Raw genomic sequence first — 16,149 nt, 5'->3', positions numbered from 1 at the left:
ACGGATCCCCTGTGGGAGCGGGCTTGCTCGCGAATGCGGTGTATCAATGGACATTATTGGTGTATGTCAGTCCGTATTCGCGAGCAAGCCCGCTCCCACAGTTTGATCTTCACAAGGACTTTGGATGGACCGCCTCGGCGCAATGGAAACCTTCGTCTACGTGGTGGAAACCGGCTCGTTTTCCGCCGCCGCCCGGCGCTTGAATATCGGCCAGCCCGCCGTATCGAAAACCATCGCACAACTGGAAGCGCGTCTCGCGGTTCGACTGCTGTTGCGCTCGACTCGCGGCCTGACGCCCACCGAAGCCGGGCTGGTCTTCTTCGAACGCGCCAAGCGCGCCATCGAAGAAGCCGATGAGGCCGACAACGCCGCGCGCGGTGCCGCCAGCGGCCTCACCGGCAACTTGCGAATCTGCGCTGCCGTGACCTTCGGCCGCCTGCACATCGTTCCGCACCTCGGACCGTTCCTCGATCAAAACCCGGACCTGAACATCGACCTGATGCTCGACGACCGCAACGTCAATCTGGTCGAAGAAGGCGTCGACATCGCCTTGCGCCTGGGTACCCAGAGCGACTCCGACCTCACCGCCCGCAAAATCGCCGAATGCCGGCGCGTCGTCCTGGGCACGCCCGCCTATTTCGAAAAGCACGGCGAACCCGACTGCCCGGCTGATCTGAGCAAACACCAGGCAGTCGTCTACAGCTTGGGGGGCGGTGCGAACTGGCAGTTTCGCAACGGGACAGATGAGCAGTCAGCCATCATCAGCGGCCGAATCCGCGTCAACGCCGCCGAGGGTCTGCGTGCAGCCGTGCTCGCCCATCAAGGGCTGACCCTGGCATCGGAATGGATGTTTGCGCCGGAGTTGGCCAGCGGTGCGGTCAGGGAAGTGATGAAGGATTGGACGTTGCCGAATCAGGACCTTTGGGCGGTGTTTCCCACGGGCAGAATGGCCAGCGCCAAGGCTCGGGCGTTTGTGGAATATGTTCAGGGGTTACTGACAAAAGACGTCTGAGAAACGCTCAGAAACCAAAACGGCGATCCAAGGATCGCCGTTTCAATTTACTCCCCGAACTGCCGCCCCAACCCACCCGGCACACCATGGATATTGGTCTCTTCCCATGGCCCGTTCGGGCTGATGGACCGGCTCCAGCCGTTGTTCCAGCGGTAGTAGGTGCGCTGGCGGTAGAAGGTGTTGGGCTGATCATCCAGCACGTAGACGCCGAGCTTGGCATCCCAATGGCTGTTGCCACCCGGTGGCGGCGCGAAGCTGGCGGAAGTGCGTGGCAGCGGCTTGGCGGGTTTGGCCGGGATGGTCGGCTTGCTCGGGACCGTTGAGGGCGCCGGTTTGGTGCTGGGCTGGGACGGAGGGATCGGTCGCGGGGTTGGCTGCTCAGGGGGCCGTTGGACCGCACAAGCGCTTAACCCCAAAACCAGACTGAGCAGGGTGATACGAGCGATGGCGGTCATGGGCGATTTCCTGTTATTTGTCCGGGCTGTCGATGGTCAGTTTTTGCGCTGCTGTGGTGGTGCTGGCCAAGGGCTGGCTGCGACCGATCCATTCACCGGCAGTCGGTTGGCCGGCGCGGGAGATGCGCGCAACCAATTGGACTTCAGGGAAGTTCGACAGTTTCAACTGCGGCATCATTGCGTCGGCATCGCCCAGTTCGACGGTGGCCGGCAAGTCGGCGACGGTCAGACGCTTGGCGGCCAGCGGTGCCGGTGGACCCGAAGTGGCGCGGGCGAAAATGAACACGCTGTCATCGGGCTGGACCTTGGCTTTGAGTTCGGGCGCCAGATCGACGGTGACTTTAAGCTTGGCTGCCGCTTTGGTCGCTGGGGCCTGGGCGACTTTGCCGCCGCTGGCTTCAAGCTTCTCGGTCGCCCGGGTGATCCCGCCTTGCAGCGCGGCACGGGAACTGTCTTCCGGCGGCAGTTGCGCCAACAGGCGATTCCAATAGTCGATGGCGTCCTGATAACGCTGGCTTTCAAACGCCGCGATACCCAGCAAGCCAAGGCTGGTGACTTCTTTCGGATCGGTTTTCAGCGCTTCGTCAGTCAGTGCCTGAATCTTGTCCGACCACTTCTTGCCATCGGCGAAGTACTGGGCCTGGGCCCATTGGCCGAGCAGTTCCGGTTGACGACCGGCCAGGTTTACCGTGCGTTCGAAGATCTTCGCCGCATCGCCAGGACGGTCCTGAGCCATGTACGTGCGACCTAGGAAGTACAAGCCTTCAGCAGAATCCGGCTGAGCCGCGACCGCGCGCTCCAGACGCTGGGTCATCTCTTCCATCGACTGCGGTGCCTGGGCGAATTCACGAGTCAGTTCGACCTTGTCGCTGGCCCCGAAATGCAGGTACAAGCCCAATCCCAGGACCGGCACCAGAATCGCCGCCAGCAAGGGCAACGGTTTGCCCAGGCGCGCCACGCGCGGTGCCTCGACGCCTTCGGTGTCTGCGAGCAACTCACGGGCCGCTTCGGCGCGACCGGTTTCCAGTTGCGCAGCGTTGAGCACGCCCTCTTCCTGCTCGGTTTGTAACTCAGCCACCCGCTCCTGATACAGTGCGACGTTCAGGGCAGTTCGATCCTCTTCAAGTTGCGCGCGACGGCCACGCAAAACGGGGATCAGCAGAAAACTCAGGGCAACCAGAAGTAGCAGACCTGCAGCGAGCCAGAAATCAATCATTCTTGGTTTTATCCAACAGGTGGTCGAGGCGCTCGCGCTCCTCGGCAGAAAGCTCGTCCCGGGTGTCAGTGCGTTGCACGCGACGACGGCGGACGATCACGGCGATGATCACAAAACCGCCCAGCAACAGGCCGGCGGGGCCGAACCAGAGCAGCGCAGTTTTGGCGTTCAGGGCGGGTTTGTAGCGGACGAAATCACCGTAGCGATCAACCATGAAATCGATGATCTGCTGGTTATCCTTGCCCTCGCCCAGCATGCGGAAAATCTCTTTGCGCAGGTCGGCGGCGATTGGCGCGTTGGAATCGGCGATGTCCTGATTCTGGCACTTGGGGCAACGCAGCTCTTTGGTCAGTTCGCGAAAACGCTCGCGATCACCTTCTTTGGCGAACTCGTAGGTGTCGATGGCCGCGTGCGCGACGCCGGCCATGCTCAAACCCAGTACAACAGCGGCTATCCAGCGTTTCATGGCTTGGCCTCGTCGACCAGCGCCTGATACCTGGCCGCCAGTTTTTCGCGCCAGACCTGCTCGTCGATCACACCGACGAACTTGTCGCGGATGATGCCCTTGGCGTCGATGAAGAACGTTTCCGGCGCGCCGTAAACGCCGAGGTTCAGGCCCAGCGAGCCCTCCGCGTCACTGATGCCCAACTGGTAAGGGTTGTGGAATTCCACCAGCCACTTCTTCGCGTCGGCGTTGACGTCCTTGTAGTTGATGCCATAAATCGTCACGCCCTGCTGGGCCAGTTTGTTCAGGACCGGATGCTCGACCTTGCAGGCGATGCACCAGGTGGCCCAGACGTTCACCAGCGCAGGTTTACCGAGAATGTCGGCCTTGGTCAGGGTCTTGTCGCCCTCCACGGTCGGCAGGGAAAACGCCGGGAACGGCTTGCCGATCATCGCCGAAGGCAACTCGGCCGGGTCCAGGTACAACCCGCGATACAGGAAAACAGCCACCACCAGAAAAATCGCCAGTGGCAACAGCATTAACCAACGTCTCATGCAGTGGCTCCTGTCATGCCCAGTGCTTCACGCACGCGGCTTTTCACCTTGACCCGATAACGGCGATCCAGCGCCGCCAGCAACCCGCCGAAACCTGTGAGCAGACCGCCGAACCAGATCCAGCGCACGAACGGTTTGACGTGCACGCGCACAGCCCAGGCGCCATCGCCCAGCGGTTCGCCGAGTGCGACGTAAATGTCACGGGTAAACCCGGCGTCGATCCCGGCTTCGGTCATCACCGAGTTCTGCACGGTGTAGAGGCGTTTTTCCGGGTGCAGCACGCTGACTTCCTTGCCGTCACGGATCACCCGGACGGTGCCCTTGTCGGAGGTGAAGTTCGGGCCTTCGTAGTGCTTGGCGCCTTCGAACACGAAGTGATAACCGGCCAGGTCCATGGACTCGCCCGGTGCCAGGCGCAAATCGCGCTCGGCACTGTTCTGGCTCGACAGCACGACACCAAGGGCACACACGGCGATCCCCAAGTGCGCGATCTGCATGCCCCAGTAGCTGCGGGTCAAGGTCGGCAGGCCTTTGATCAGGCCTTTGTGGCGAGTCTTGTCGAAAATGTCGCGTACACCAGCCAGCAACACCCACGCGGCGAGCATGAACGTAGCGATCACCGCCCAGTTGAAATCGCCGTAAGCGACGCCGGCCACCACGGCCAGCGCGGCACTGCCGAGCAACACCGGAGCCAGCATGTTGAACAGCCATTTGACCGGGGTGTCTTTCCAGCGCACCAGCATGCCGACTGCCATCACCATCATCAGCAACGCCATCAACGGAATGAACAGCGCGTTGAAGTACGGCGGGCCGACCGACAGCTTGGCGCCGGTCATCGCATCGAGAATCAGCGGGTACAAGGTGCCCAGCAGGATCATCGACGCCGCCACTACCAGCACCAGGTTGTTGCCCAGCAGCAGGGTTTCCCGGGACCACAGGTTGAAGCCGACGTGGCTCTTCACCACCGGCGCGCGCAGGGCGAACAGCGTCAGCGAGCCGCCCACCACAAACAGCAGGAAAATCAGAATGAACACGCCGCGCTCAGGGTCGGACGCGAAGGCGTGAACCGAGGTCAGCACGCCGGAACGCACCAGGAACGTACCGAGCAAGCTCAACGAGAACGCGGCGATGGCCAGCAACACGGTCCAGCTCTTGAACACGCCACGTTTTTCCGTGACCGCCAACGAGTGAATCAGCGCCGTACCCACCAGCCAAGGCATGAAGGATGCGTTTTCCACCGGGTCCCAGAACCACCAGCCGCCCCAGCCGAGTTCGTAGTAGGCCCACCACGAACCGAGGGTGATGCCGATGCCGAGGAAGGCCCAGGCGACGATGGTCCATGGACGCGACCAGCGCGCCCACGCCGCGTCAAGACGACCGCCCAGCAACGCGGCGATGGCGAAAGCGAAAGCCACGGAGAAACCGACATAACCCATGTACAGCATCGGCGGGTGAACGATCAGGCCGATGTCTTGCAGCAAGGGATTGAGGTCGCGTCCGTCCGCCGGAATCTGCGGCAGGATCCGCGCAAACGGGTTTGACGTGAGGATCAGGAACAGCAGGAAACCGATGCTGATCATGCCCATCACCGCCAGCACGCGGGCCAGCATCACTTGCGGCAACTGCCGGGAGAACACCGACACCGCAAAGGTCCAGCCGCCGAGGATCAAGGCCCACAGCAGCAACGAGCCTTCGTGAGCGCCCCACACCGCGCTGAACTTGTAGTACCACGGCAAGGCGCTGTTGGAGTTGCTGGCCACGTAGGCAACGGAGAAGTCGTCGGCCATGAACGCGTAGGTCAGGCAGCCGAAGGCGAACAGCAAGAAGGCGAACTGGCCCCAGGCGGCCGGCTGCGCGAGGCTCATCCACAAACGGTCCCCGCGCCAGGCGCCGAGCATCGGCACGATGGCCTGAACCAGCGCGAAACACAGCGCCAGGATCATGGCCAGGTGGCCAAGTTCAGGAATAAACAGTCCGGATGTCATCGATCAACCCTCCTTCGCGGGCGTTGGAGCAGATTGACCGCTGTCTTTCAACGCCTTGGTCACTTCTGGCGGCATGTACTTTTCATCGTGCTTGGCCAGCACTTCGTCGGCCACCACCACGCCGTCAGCGTTCAGTTTGCCCAGGGCGACGATGCCCTGCCCTTCGCGGAACAGGTCCGGGAGGATGCCGCGGTAGCTGATGGTCACGGATTTTTTGAAGTCGGTGACAATGAATTTCACGTCCAGCGAGTCGCCGGAACGTTGCAGCGAACCTTTCTCGACCATGCCGCCGGCGCGAATGCGCGTGTCTTGCGGGGCCTCGCCGTTGGCGATCTGGGTCGGGGTGTAAAACAGATTGATGTTCTGCTGAAGGGCGCTCAGGGCCAGGCCGACGGCTGCGCCGACACCCACCAGGATCGCGAGAATGATGATAAGACGCTTTTTGCGCAGCGGATTCACTTGCCGTTCTCCCGGCGCAAACGACGCGCCTCTTGTTGCAGATACCGCTTGCGGGCCAGGATCGGCGCCGCCACGTTGAGGGCCAGCACCGCCAGGCAGATGCCATAGGCTGACCAGACATACAGGGCGTGATGGCCCATGGCGAGGAAGTCGCCGAATGAAGCAAAACTCATTGAGCGGCCTCCAGACTGTTCTGCACTTCAGCCTTGACCCAACTGGCTCGGGCTTCGCGCTTGAGCACTTCAAGGCGCATGCGCAGCAACAGCACCGCGCCGAAGAAACAGTAGAAACCCAGCACCGTCAGCAGCAGTGGCAGCCACATCTCGACCGGCATTGCCGGTTTTTCGGTGAGGGTGAAGGTCGCGCCCTGGTGCAGGGTGTTCCACCACTCCACCGAGTATTTGATGATCGGGATGTTGATCACGCCGACAATCGCCAGGACCGCGCAGGCCTTGGCCGCGCTGTCACGATTGCTGATCGCGTTGCCCAGCGCAATGAGACCGAAGTACAGAAACAGCAGAATAAGCATGGACGTAAGTCGCGCATCCCAGACCCACCACGAGCCCCAGGTCGGTTTGCCCCAGATCGCGCCGGTGACCAGCGCCACGGCGGTCATCCACGCACCGATAGGCGCCGCGCATTGCAGGGCGACGTCGGCCAGTTTCATCTTCCAGACCAGCCCGACGATGCCGCACACCGCCAGCATCACGTAGACGGACTGCGCCAGCATGGCGGCGGGAACGTGGATATAGATGATGCGAAAGCTGTTGCCTTGCTGGTAGTCGGGCGGCGCGAAGGCCAGGCCCCAAACGACACCGATGCCAATCAGCAACAACGCGGCGATGCTCAGCCACGGCAGCAGTTTTCCACTGATGCCGTAAAACCATTTGGGCGAGCCGAGCTTATGAAACCAGGTCCAGTTCATTACTGTTTCCATCACGGTTGCTCTTCGCTATGAAGAGCCAAAGGGTCTTTACTGATCAAATTTTGACCAGACCTCATTATTCGCCGACGCTGATCTTCAGGCCAGCAGCTATTGCAAACGGTGTCAGGGTTACCGCCAGGGCGGTCAGGCTACCAAGCCACAAGAGATAACCGGTCGCCGGCATGCCCTGCAAAGCCGCCTGCAAGGCGCCACTGCCGAGAATCAACACCGGGATGTACAGCGGCAGAATCAGCAGCGCCAGCAACAGGCCGCCACGCTTCAATCCCACCGTCAGGGCGGCGCCCACCGCACCGAGCAGGCTCAGCACCGGTGTACCCAGCAATAAAGAAAGCAGCAACACCGGCAGACAGGCGGTTGGCAAACCGAGCATCAACGCCAGCAGTGGAGCGAGCAAAACCAGTGCCAGGCCAGAGAAGGCCCAGTGTGCCAGTACCTTGGCCAAAACCAGAAGAGGCAGGGGGTGCGACGAAAGGACCCACTGTTCAAGCGATCCGTCTTCGAAATCACTGCGGAAAAGCCCGTCCAGCGAGAGCAAGACCGACAAAAGAGCCGCTACCCAGACCAGTCCCGGAGACAAGGTTTGCAACAATTGAGACTCGGGTCCGACCGCCAACGGGAACAGCGAAACGACGATCGCGAAAAATACCAGCGGATTCGCCAGCTCCGCAGGACGGCGGAACAGCAGACGGGCCTCGCGGGCAACCAACAGGCCGAAAACACTCATACGGCCCATTTCCCCAGATCGATATCGCGATAGCTGGCCGGCATCCGGATCAGCGTGTGGTGGGTGGTCAGCACCACCATACCGCCGCGCTCACAATGGGCGGCCAGGTGCTCTTCGAGTTGCGCCACGCCTTGTTTGTCGAGCGCGGTGAACGGTTCGTCGAGGATCCACAGCGGCGGGCTGTCCAGATACAACCGCGCCAACGCCACGCGGCGCTTCTGCCCGGCGGACAACGTGTGACAGGGAACATCCTCGAAACCGCGCAGTCCGACATCGGCCAGCGCTTGCCAGATTGCCTCGTGGGAGGCCGGTTGATGCAGGGCGCAGAGCCAGGTCAGGTTCTCCTCCGGCGTCAGCAGGTCCTTGATCCCGGCGGCATGGCCGATCCACAGCAGGTTGCGCGCCAGTTCCAGGCGCTGGTCATTCAGCGGCTGGCCATTGAGCAGCACTTGACCGGCGGTCGGCTGCATCAGGCCGGATAACAGACGCAGCAGGCTGGTCTTGCCACTGCCGTTGGGGCCGCTGATTTGCACCATTTCGCCACTGGCCAGTCTCAATTCGAGATTTTCGAAGAGCAGCCGAAGGTCTCGCTCACAAGCGAGGGCAACGGTTTGCAGGACTGGACTGGTCACGAGATCACGGGCCTTCAGGGTTCAAGTCGGCAGTGGAGCGGCCGTTAAAGACATGCAGGATAAATGCATTGGCGGCCCGTTCTAAGGAGCTGGATCAAGTATTTGAAATGTTTTCAGCGCCCCGGATACAACGGGGCGGCATTATACATGCCATGCCCTACTCTCAAGAGGGCAATTTCCTCAGGTTGTGACCGCGTATGACAGGCGAAATGAACATCCTCCCGCTCCCGCAAGCCACCCCCGCGACTTCGCGGCCATTGCTGGTGAGTGGCGATCTGCTCAAGCTGCTGACGCCGATGGAGGGCCTGATCACACCCGGACAAACCGCCAAGGCTGAAGTGCTGTCGCTGAAGCAGGCGGATCAGACATTTCAACTGTTGCTCAAAGTCACCCTCGACAGCGGCCGCCAGACCACGGTCCAGGCCACCAGCACCCAGCCGCTGCCCCAAGGCACCAGCCTGGCGATCACCCAGCCGTCAGCGAGCAACCTGGCGATCACGGTGCAACAGGCCATCGCTTCCAGCGTCGCCACCCTCACCCGCATCGATACCGCACAATTGCCTGTCGGGACGCTGTTGCAGGGCAAAGTGCTGACCTCGCAGGTCCTGCCACAGGTGCCGGGCCAGCCGACCGTGTATCGTTCGATGGTGAGCCTGCTCAACACGGCGTTGAGCGGCAGCACCCTGAGCATCGAGAGCCCGACGCCACTGCGCATCGGCACGTTGTTGAGTGCCCTGGTGCAGGACACGCAAACCTTGAAGTTCGTTCCGCTGAGCAATCGTCAGGAGCAGTTGGCCGTCACCCAGCAATTGGTCAGCCAGCAGAGCCGCCAAGGCTCGCTGGATGGCTTGATCAAAGTCCTGCAAAACCTGCCGCCTTCGGACCAAACCTCCAGCGACCTGCGGGTTGCCGTGGAAAAGCTGCTGGCCGGTTTGCCGGACGTTCAGCAACTGAGTACCCCGAAAGGTTTGGCTCAGGCGCTGGCCAATAGCGGCGTGTTCCTCGAAGCGAAACTGCTGACCGGACAGAACCCGACACTGGCGCCAGACATGAAAGGCGATCTGCTCAAGCTGATCGCACAACTGACGCCAGGATTGCCGGCCAACACCAATCTCAACGCGATTATTGCGGCCAATACGCTGGTCCAGTCCATGCCGAATTTCGTGCGCAGCGCGTTGGGCATGCTCGGCCAGGTCAGCGCCAAGCCGCTGCCGACCAGTTTCCCGCTGCCCGAACGGCTGCTGCAAAGCCAGGACGGTGAAGACGATCTTGAGCACTTGCTGCGTCTGGCCGCGGCGGCCGTTTCGCGCCTGCAAAGCCATCAATTGTCGAGTCTCGAGCAGACCGGCGTCACTGACGATGGACGCCTGATCAGCACCTGGCAGCTGGAAATCCCGATGCGCAATCTGCAGGACATTGTGCCGTTGCAGGTCAAGTTCCAGCGCGAAGAAGCGCCGGAGAAAGAACAACCGCACGAACGCCGGGACGAACGCGAGCCGAAGCAGCAATTATGGCGCGTGGACCTGGCGTTCGACATGGAGCCGTTGGGCCCCTTGCAGATTCAGGCGCAGCTGATCAAGGGCAGCCTGTCCAGCCAGCTGTGGGCCGAACGGCCGTACACCGCCAGCCTGATCGAAAGTAACCTGGCCGCGCTGCGCCAGCGCCTGCTGGATTCCGGGCTGAACGTCGGCGATCTGGATTGCCACCTCGGCACGCCACCGCAAGGTCCGCAAACCCGTCTCGAACAACGCTGGGTCGACGAAACCGCATGAGAAACCCCAACACCCCACGCCAGGCCATCGCCCTCAAATACGACGGCACCCACGCCCCTACCCTCACGGCCAAAGGCGACGAAGCGCTGGCCGAAGCCATTCTGAAGCTTGCCCGTGATTATGAAGTGCCCATCTATGAAAACGCCGAGCTGGTGAAGCTGCTGGCGCGGATGGAGCTGGGGGAAAGTATTCCGGAAGAGTTGTACCGCACGATTGCCGAGATTATTGCGTTCGCGTGGAACCTGAAGGGCAAGTTTCCGGCGGGGCATGATCCGCAGGCGCCGATGGTGGAGAAGGACGTTACCGATCGCGGGGATGACTATTGATCTGTGTTGATGCAAAAAGATCGCAGCCTCGTTTCACTCGACAGCTCCTACAGGGGAATGCAGAACCCATGTAGGAGCTGTCGTGTGAAACGAGACTGCGATCTTTTGATCTTTCTCAGTTCTTGTGCAGCTTGCGCATCAACTCCGCTTCAGCCTGGGTCAACCCGCAAGACTGAGTCAGTTCATCGACGGTAGCCCCCATGCCGACCAGGCGTGCCGCCTGGGCAAACGACAGGCTCGACGGATCGCGCTGTTCCAGCTGCGCCAGTTTGTCCGGCAAGGGGCTGACGACGGCGCGCAGTTCGTGCAGGTCTTCACCCATGCGCACGTTGCCGCTCTGATAGTCGTCGACGCGCTTGGCCAGGTCCTTGATGCGCTGATCGCGCAGCGCATCACCCTGGGCCTGTTGCGCGGCAATTTGCCGTTGAGCGCGAATGTACGCCAGGAACATTGCCAGCGTGCCTGCCCAGAAAAGGAACAGGACAATGACCGCTACCTCAAGAATCAATCAGATGTTCTCCAGGTCCGACCATTCTTCTTCGCTCATCATCTTGTCCAGTTCGACCAGGATCAGCAGTTCGTTGTTCTTGTTGCACACGCCTTGGATGAACTTGGCGGATTCTTCGTTACCGACGTTTGGCGCGGTTTCGATTTCCGACTGACGCAGGTAAACCACTTCGGCCACGCTGTCGACCATGATCCCGACCACTTGCTTGTCGGCTTCGATGATGACGATACGGGTGTTGTCGCTGATCTCGGCATTCATCAGGCCGAAGCGCTGACGGGTGTCGATCACGGTGACCACGTTACCGCGCAGGTTGATGATGCCCAGCACGTAGCTCGGAGCACCCGGGACCGGGGCGATTTCGGTGTAACGCAGGACTTCCTGAACGCGCATCACGTTAATGCCGTAGGTTTCGTTGTCCAGTTTGAAGGTTACCCATTGCAGGATCGGATCTTCAGAACCTTTTGCATTCGTCGCTTGATTACTCATACCCTGACCCCTCGAAAAACCGCTTCTGGCGGCGTGTGCTCTGTTGGCGGCATTCAACAATGCCGTCGCATACTTGTTATGTCGGCAGCTATGTCGGTTTGTGTAGCGGCTTGCTGCCGCTCATGTGCTTTGCTCCACCGCTGGCGATCAACTCGGCCAGGGCTGCAACGTCCAGCAATGCACACATGTGCTCAATCACCGTGCCGGCGAGCCATGGCCGCTGACCTCGATGACTTCTCCATTTGATTTCGTTCGGGTCCAGGCGCAACGAGCGGCTGACCTGATGCACCGCCAGCCCCCACTCGTAGCCCTGAACCGAAATAACGTATTGCAGGCCCTGGCGGAAATCGTCGCGGTAGCGGTCGGGCATGACCCAGCGCGCGGTATCCAGGACTTTCAGGTTGCCGGCCTGGCTCGGCAGGATCCCGAGGAACCATTCCGGCTGACCGAACAACGGCGTCAGCTCGTGACCGGCCAAGGAGTAAATCGAGCCGAGGCACACCAGCGGCACTGCCAGGGTCAACCCGGCGACGTCGAACAGCAGGCATTCGAATGGCTCGGCAGCCCACGCCGGCCGACCGTCGGTTTCCACCGGCGGCGGCGTGTTGCTCGGTGGCAGATGGACTTCGACCAGCGGCGGCACCAGGGTTTGCAACAGCGGTGCAAGGGTTGAGACCGGCGCCAGAATCGGTGCCGGCGCTTCTTCGATCACCACCGGGGCTGTTGCGACCGGCGCAATCACTGGCGCCACGACAGGCGCGGCAGCGACAACGGACTTCTGCGCATCACGCGCCTGTTCTTCAAGCACGGCTGCCTGGAACTCGTCCAGTGCTGCTTCGACCTCGACCGCTTCAACGACCTCAATGACTTCAGCCACCGCTTCGACTTCCAGCGGCAACTCTTCAGTCGCCTCCATCAGCAAGTTGTCCAGATACGACTGGAGCGCCAGTTGCGGACGCGAGGTGATCTTCACCGGCCGATTCATCTCAGGCCACCTGCGGAACGAGTTGTGCCGCCAGCAAATGCTTGAGCAAGGCGCGGTAAGCAAGAACGCCACGGCTCTTGCCGTCGAATTGCGAAGGCGTCAGCCCGGCCCGGCTCGCATCCCGCAGGCGCGTGTCGATCGGGATATAGCCTTGCCAGATTTCTTCCGGGTATTTGTCGCGCAGCACGCGAAGGGTGCCGAGAGACGCCTGGGTACGGCGGTCGAACAGGGTCGGAATGATGGTGAACGGCAACGCCACTTTGCGTGAGCGGTTGATCATCGCCAGGGTGTTGACCATGCGCTCCAGGCCTTTGACGGCCAAGTGTTCGGTCTGCACCGGGATCACCAACTGTTGACTCGCCGCCAAGGCATTGACCATCAACACGCCGAGCAACGGCGGGCTGTCGATGACGGCGTAATCGAAGTCCTGCCACAGTTGCGCCAGGCTCTTGGCGATCACCAGGCCCAGGCCACTCTGGCCCGGCGACTGACGTTCAAGCGTGGCCAGCGCGGTGCTCGACGGCAACAGCGAAATACGTTTGTCACTGGTCGGCAGCAGCAATTGACCGGGCAAGCCTTGCGGCACGCTGCCCTTGTGCAGGAACAGGTCGTAGCTGCTGTGTTCAAGACTGTCGGGGTCATAGCCGAAGTAGCTGGTCATGGAACCGTGCGGATCGAGATCGACCACGACCACGCGCTTGCCCGCCTCGGCCAGTAACCCGGCTAAAGCGATAGAGGAAGTGGTTTTACCAACACCACCCTTTTGATTGGCAACGGCCCAGACTCTCATTCGGATTGTTCCTCCCGGCCGACATGATCGACCGAGAAATAGCTCAACGTGTTAATGCAGGCGACGGAGAATTGACGGCGTTCTCTCGTACCGGCGACTTGACCGGGGTCGGTGCAGTTTGTGTGCCAGCACGCTTCAACGCGGCATCCGGTTGCGCATGGGCGGTTCCGGTCCCGGTGAGGCTGCGGCGTACATCGAGATTGCGTGACACCACCAGCACCACACGACGGTTGCGTGCCCGGCCCTCGGCGGTGGCGTTATTGGCCACCGGCTGGAATTCGCCGTAACCCACCGACGCCAGACGACCAGGGTTCACACCCTGCATCGCGAGCATGCGCACGATGCTCGACGACCGGGCCGAGGACAGCTCCCAGTTGGTCGGGTATTGCGCGGTGCGGATCGGTTGATCGTCGGTAAAACCTTCGACGTGGATCGGGTTATCAAACGGCTTCAGAATCCCGGCGACCTTGTCGATGATGCTGAACGCCATGTCGCTGGGCATGGCGTCGCCGCTGCCGAACAACAGGCTGGAATTGAGCTCGATCTCGACCCATAACTCGTTGCCGCGCACGGTCATCTGGTTGGACTTGATCAAGTCACCGAACGCCGCGCTGATGTCATCGGCGATGCTTTTCAGCGGATCGCTGGAACCGGCGACACCGGCGTCGACCTGCTCGCTGTCCTTGACCAGCGGCTTGGCCGGGGTCACGGTTTGCGGCCGTTCTTCACCAATCGGAATTGGCTTGAGCGAGCGATCGGCATCCGTAAAGACCCCGATCAACGCTTGCGAAATGACCTTGTACTTACCCTCGTTGATCGAAGAAATCGAGTACATGACCACGAAGAATGCGAACAGCAACGTGATGAAGTCGGCGTAGGAAACGAGCCAGCGTTCGTGGTTTACATGTTCTTCAGGTTGCCGACGACGAGCCATGATCCATTTTCCCCATCAATCCATGAAGCCCTGAAGCTTCAACTCAATAGAGCGAGGGTTTTCACCTTCGGCGATCGACAAGATCCCTTCCAGAAGCATTTCGCGATAGCGCGATTGGCGCAAGGCAACGGACTTGAGCTTGGCGGCAACCGGCAGCAACACCAGGTTGGCACTGGCCACACCGTAGATGGTCGCGACAAAGGCGACGGCGATGCCGCTGCCCAGTTGCGTCGGATCGGCCAGGTTGCCCATGACATGGATCAGGCCCATCACCGCACCGATGATGCCGATGGTCGGCGCGTAGCCGCCCATGCTTTCAAAGACTTTCGCCGCTTCAATGTCGCGAGATTCCTGGGTGTAGAAATCCACTTCCAGAATGCTGCGAATCGCTTCCGGCTCGGCGCCGTCCACCAGCAGTTGCAGGCCTTTGCGCGAGTAGCTGTCAGGTTCCGCATCGGCCACCCCTTCCAGACCGAGCAAACCTTCCTTGCGCGCGGTCAGGCTCCAGTTGACGACGCGGTCGATGCCGCCGGCCAGGTCAACGCGCGGCGGAAACAGAATCCAGCCGATGATTTGCATGGCACGCTTGAAAGCGCTCATCGGCGATTGCAGCAACGCTGCGCCGATGGTCCCACCGAGTACGATCAACGCCGCCGGGCCGTTAGCCAATGCGCCGAGGTGACCGCCTTCAAGGTAGTTGCCGCCAATGATGGCGACAAACGCCATGATGATCCCGATAAGGCTTAAAACATCCATCAGATACACGCCTCGACCAAGTGCCTGCCAATGTCATCCAGACCGTAAATTGCGTCGGCGAGGTCGGCTTTGACGATGGCCATCGGCATGCCGTAGATCACGCAGCTCGCTTCATCCTGAGCCCAGATTGCACTGCCGCCCTGCTTGAGCAGGCGCGCGCCTTCACGACCGTCGGCGCCCATGCCGGTCAGGACGACCGCCAGAACTTTGTCACCGTAGGACTTGGCGGCAGAACCGAAGGTGATGTCCACGCACGGCTTGTAGTTCAGACGCTCGTCGCCTGGCAGGATTTTCACCGCGCCACGGCCATCGATCATCATTTGCTTGCCACCCGGCGCCAGCAGCGCCAGGCCCGGACGCAGGATGTCGCCATCCTCGGCTTCCTTGACGCTGATGCGGCAGAGCTTGTCCAGACGTTCGGCGAATGCCTTGGTGAACGCGGCCGGCATGTGCTGGATCAACACGATCGGGGCCGGGAAGTTGACCGGCAGCTGGGTCAACACCCGCTGCAGGGCAACCGGACCGCCGGTGGACGTGCCAATGGCCACCAGTTTGTAGGCTTTGCGTTTCGGTGCTGGCGACGACGGGCCCGACGATGTGGTCGCGTGGCTACGCGCCGGAATCGGTGCCGGAGCCGGACGCGCGGGCGTGCTGCTGCCGTAACTGCTGACGCTCGAAGGCGCAGGCGTCGGGGCTGGCGCGGCGACCGGGGCCGGTGCGCTGTAGGTGTTGGCGCGACGGTTACTGCGCGAGATGCTGAGAATCTTCTCGCACAGCAGTTGCTTGACCTTCTCCGGGTTGCGGGAGATGTCTTCGAAATTCTTCGGCAGGAAATCCACCGCGCCGGCGTCCAGCGCATCGAGGGTGACCCGGGCGCCTTCATGGGTCAGCGAGGAGAACATCAACACCGGAGTCGGGCAGCGCTGCATGATGTGCCGCACGGCCGTGATGCCATCCATCATCGGCATCTCGTAGTCCATGGTGATCACGTCTGGCTTGAGGGCCAGCGCCTGATCGATCGCCTCTTTTCCGTTGGTCGCCGTACCGACGACCTGGATATTCGGATCCGCTGAAAGAATTTCCGAGACGCGGCGGCGGAAAAACCCCGAATCGTCCACCACCAGGACTTTGACTGCCATAAACACTCCGTTAGGACGGAGCGAG

Annotated in this window: 20 protein-coding genes; 3 read left to right on the top strand and 17 right to left on the bottom strand. The window is 61.3% G+C overall.

Translation table 11 applies throughout. The features are described from left to right. Positions 1-124: 124 nt before the first annotated feature. Complete coding sequence (locus ACA072_RS08040; protein ID WP_497623893.1) at positions 125-1,012, top strand: LysR family transcriptional regulator; 888 nt, start codon at positions 125-127, stop codon at positions 1,010-1,012. Between the two features lie 47 nt (positions 1,013-1,059). Here ACA072_RS08040 and ACA072_RS08035 read toward each other — a convergent pair whose 3' ends face one another. The 10 genes from ACA072_RS08035 to ccmA all read right to left on the bottom strand — a co-directional run bounded on the left by ACA072_RS08035 (position 1,060) and on the right by ccmA (position 8,428). After that, positions 1,060-1,467: a hypothetical protein gene (locus ACA072_RS08035; protein ID WP_497623892.1), complete on the bottom strand. Its 408-nt coding sequence runs from the start codon at positions 1,465-1,467 to the stop codon at positions 1,060-1,062. 13 nt (positions 1,468-1,480) lie between these two features. Further along, positions 1,481-2,683: a c-type cytochrome biogenesis protein CcmI gene (ccmI, locus tag ACA072_RS08030; RefSeq protein WP_497623891.1), complete on the bottom strand. Its 1,203-nt coding sequence runs from the start codon at positions 2,681-2,683 to the stop codon at positions 1,481-1,483. After that, positions 2,676-3,149: a cytochrome c-type biogenesis protein gene (locus ACA072_RS08025; RefSeq protein WP_438662312.1), complete on the bottom strand. Its 474-nt coding sequence runs from the start codon at positions 3,147-3,149 to the stop codon at positions 2,676-2,678. The genes ccmI and ACA072_RS08025 overlap by 8 nt, the downstream gene beginning before the upstream one ends. Next, complete coding sequence (locus tag ACA072_RS08020; RefSeq protein ID WP_403099509.1) at positions 3,146-3,682, bottom strand: DsbE family thiol:disulfide interchange protein; 537 nt, start codon at positions 3,680-3,682, stop codon at positions 3,146-3,148. The genes ACA072_RS08025 and ACA072_RS08020 overlap by 4 nt, the downstream gene beginning before the upstream one ends. Further along, positions 3,679-5,667, bottom strand: coding sequence for a heme lyase CcmF/NrfE family subunit (locus ACA072_RS08015; RefSeq protein WP_497623890.1), 1,989 nt, complete (start codon positions 5,665-5,667; stop codon positions 3,679-3,681). The genes ACA072_RS08020 and ACA072_RS08015 overlap by 4 nt, the downstream gene beginning before the upstream one ends. Positions 5,668-5,670: 3 nt before the next feature. Beyond that, positions 5,671-6,126, bottom strand: coding sequence for a cytochrome c maturation protein CcmE (gene ccmE / locus ACA072_RS08010; RefSeq protein WP_095127755.1), 456 nt, complete (start codon positions 6,124-6,126; stop codon positions 5,671-5,673). Continuing rightward, positions 6,123-6,299 carry a heme exporter protein CcmD gene (ccmD, locus tag ACA072_RS08005; RefSeq protein ID WP_008145547.1) on the bottom strand — a complete coding sequence of 59 codons (177 nt, stop codon included), beginning with the start codon at positions 6,297-6,299 and terminating at the stop codon, positions 6,123-6,125. The genes ccmE and ccmD overlap by 4 nt, the downstream gene beginning before the upstream one ends. Continuing rightward, a complete protein-coding gene (locus tag ACA072_RS08000) occupies positions 6,296-7,051 on the bottom strand; it encodes a heme ABC transporter permease (RefSeq protein ID WP_497623889.1) in 756 nt (251 codons plus the stop codon). The genes ccmD and ACA072_RS08000 overlap by 4 nt, the downstream gene beginning before the upstream one ends. A gap of 76 nt (positions 7,052-7,127) precedes the next feature. Beyond that, the gene (ccmB, locus tag ACA072_RS07995; protein WP_497623888.1) at positions 7,128-7,796 is read right to left on the bottom strand and encodes a heme exporter protein CcmB; all 669 of its coding nucleotides are present in this window, start codon (positions 7,794-7,796) and stop codon (positions 7,128-7,130) included. Beyond that, positions 7,793-8,428, bottom strand: a complete 636-nt coding sequence (ccmA, locus tag ACA072_RS07990) for a cytochrome c biogenesis heme-transporting ATPase CcmA (RefSeq protein ID WP_497623887.1) — start codon at positions 8,426-8,428, stop codon at positions 7,793-7,795. The genes ccmB and ccmA overlap by 4 nt, the downstream gene beginning before the upstream one ends. Before the next feature lie 197 nt (positions 8,429-8,625). Between ccmA and fliK the strand changes: the two genes are divergently transcribed. Further along, on the top strand, positions 8,626-10,200 hold the full coding sequence (gene fliK, locus ACA072_RS07985; RefSeq protein WP_497623886.1) for a flagellar hook-length control protein FliK: 1,575 nt from the start codon (positions 8,626-8,628) through the stop codon (positions 10,198-10,200). Then, positions 10,197-10,526 carry an EscU/YscU/HrcU family type III secretion system export apparatus switch protein gene (locus ACA072_RS07980; protein ID WP_497623885.1) on the top strand — a complete coding sequence of 110 codons (330 nt, stop codon included), beginning with the start codon at positions 10,197-10,199 and terminating at the stop codon, positions 10,524-10,526. The genes fliK and ACA072_RS07980 overlap by 4 nt, the downstream gene beginning before the upstream one ends. A gap of 115 nt (positions 10,527-10,641) precedes the next feature. On the opposite strand, the gene ACA072_RS07975 is transcribed toward ACA072_RS07980, so the two are convergent. The 7 genes from ACA072_RS07975 to ACA072_RS07945 form a co-directional block, all read right to left on the bottom strand. Further along, entirely contained in the window at positions 10,642-11,034 is a 393-nt protein-coding gene (locus ACA072_RS07975; RefSeq protein ID WP_010456926.1) for a DUF2802 domain-containing protein, read from the bottom strand. Beyond that, complete coding sequence (locus ACA072_RS07970) at positions 11,035-11,520, bottom strand: chemotaxis protein CheW (RefSeq protein ID WP_008155806.1); 486 nt, start codon at positions 11,518-11,520, stop codon at positions 11,035-11,037. Positions 11,521-11,608: 88 nt separating this feature from the next. Further along, positions 11,609-12,505 carry a CheW domain-containing protein gene (locus ACA072_RS07965; RefSeq protein ID WP_497623884.1) on the bottom strand — a complete coding sequence of 299 codons (897 nt, stop codon included), beginning with the start codon at positions 12,503-12,505 and terminating at the stop codon, positions 11,609-11,611. Between the two features lies 1 nt (position 12,506). Then, positions 12,507-13,295 (bottom strand): ParA family protein, encoded by a 789-nt coding sequence (locus ACA072_RS07960; RefSeq protein ID WP_497623883.1) that lies wholly within the window; start codon positions 13,293-13,295, stop codon positions 12,507-12,509. 43 nt (positions 13,296-13,338) lie between these two features. Further along, positions 13,339-14,229: a flagellar motor protein MotD gene (motD, locus tag ACA072_RS07955; protein WP_497623882.1), complete on the bottom strand. Its 891-nt coding sequence runs from the start codon at positions 14,227-14,229 to the stop codon at positions 13,339-13,341. Positions 14,230-14,244: 15 nt separating this feature from the next. Next, positions 14,245-14,985, bottom strand: coding sequence for a flagellar motor protein (locus ACA072_RS07950; protein ID WP_497623881.1), 741 nt, complete (start codon positions 14,983-14,985; stop codon positions 14,245-14,247). Beyond that, complete coding sequence (locus ACA072_RS07945) at positions 14,985-16,124, bottom strand: protein-glutamate methylesterase/protein-glutamine glutaminase (RefSeq protein ID WP_497623880.1); 1,140 nt, start codon at positions 16,122-16,124, stop codon at positions 14,985-14,987. Before ACA072_RS07945 ends, ACA072_RS07950 begins: the two co-directional genes overlap by 1 nt. Positions 16,125-16,149: the final 25 nt, after the last annotated feature.

The sequence above is a fragment of the Pseudomonas sp. LBUM1656 genome, from assembly GCF_059716065.1.
The sequence above is the reverse complement of the archived record's forward strand: the minus strand, read 5'-3'. Positions and strand labels throughout refer to the sequence as shown.

Bases quoted from the DNA above. Each gene is read 5' to 3' on its own strand.
- ACA072_RS08040 (WP_497623893.1), top strand. From the start codon at position 125: ATGGACCGCCTCGGCGCAATGGAAACCTTCGTCTACGTGGTGGAAACC.
- ACA072_RS08035 (WP_497623892.1), bottom strand. From the start codon at position 1,467: ATGACCGCCATCGCTCGTATCACCCTGCTCAGTCTGGTTTTGGGGTTA.
- ccmI (WP_497623891.1), bottom strand. From the start codon at position 2,683: ATGATTGATTTCTGGCTCGCTGCAGGTCTGCTACTTCTGGTTGCCCTG.
- ACA072_RS08025 (WP_438662312.1), bottom strand. From the start codon at position 3,149: ATGAAACGCTGGATAGCCGCTGTTGTACTGGGTTTGAGCATGGCCGGC.
- ACA072_RS08020 (WP_403099509.1), bottom strand. From the start codon at position 3,682: ATGAGACGTTGGTTAATGCTGTTGCCACTGGCGATTTTTCTGGTGGTG.
- ACA072_RS08015 (WP_497623890.1), bottom strand. From the start codon at position 5,667: ATGACATCCGGACTGTTTATTCCTGAACTTGGCCACCTGGCCATGATC.
- ccmD (WP_008145547.1), bottom strand. From the start codon at position 6,299: ATGAGTTTTGCTTCATTCGGCGACTTCCTCGCCATGGGCCATCACGCC.
- ACA072_RS08000 (WP_497623889.1), bottom strand. From the start codon at position 7,051: ATGAACTGGACCTGGTTTCATAAGCTCGGCTCGCCCAAATGGTTTTAC.
- ccmB (WP_497623888.1), bottom strand. From the start codon at position 7,796: ATGAGTGTTTTCGGCCTGTTGGTTGCCCGCGAGGCCCGTCTGCTGTTC.
- fliK (WP_497623886.1), top strand. From the start codon at position 8,626: ATGACAGGCGAAATGAACATCCTCCCGCTCCCGCAAGCCACCCCCGCG.
- ACA072_RS07980 (WP_497623885.1), top strand. From the start codon at position 10,197: ATGAGAAACCCCAACACCCCACGCCAGGCCATCGCCCTCAAATACGAC.
- ACA072_RS07970 (WP_008155806.1), bottom strand. From the start codon at position 11,520: ATGAGTAATCAAGCGACGAATGCAAAAGGTTCTGAAGATCCGATCCTG.
- ACA072_RS07965 (WP_497623884.1), bottom strand. From the start codon at position 12,505: ATGAATCGGCCGGTGAAGATCACCTCGCGTCCGCAACTGGCGCTCCAG.
- ACA072_RS07960 (WP_497623883.1), bottom strand. From the start codon at position 13,295: ATGAGAGTCTGGGCCGTTGCCAATCAAAAGGGTGGTGTTGGTAAAACC.
- motD (WP_497623882.1), bottom strand. From the start codon at position 14,229: ATGGCTCGTCGTCGGCAACCTGAAGAACATGTAAACCACGAACGCTGG.
- ACA072_RS07950 (WP_497623881.1), bottom strand. From the start codon at position 14,985: ATGGATGTTTTAAGCCTTATCGGGATCATCATGGCGTTTGTCGCCATC.
- ACA072_RS07945 (WP_497623880.1), bottom strand. From the start codon at position 16,124: ATGGCAGTCAAAGTCCTGGTGGTGGACGATTCGGGGTTTTTCCGCCGC.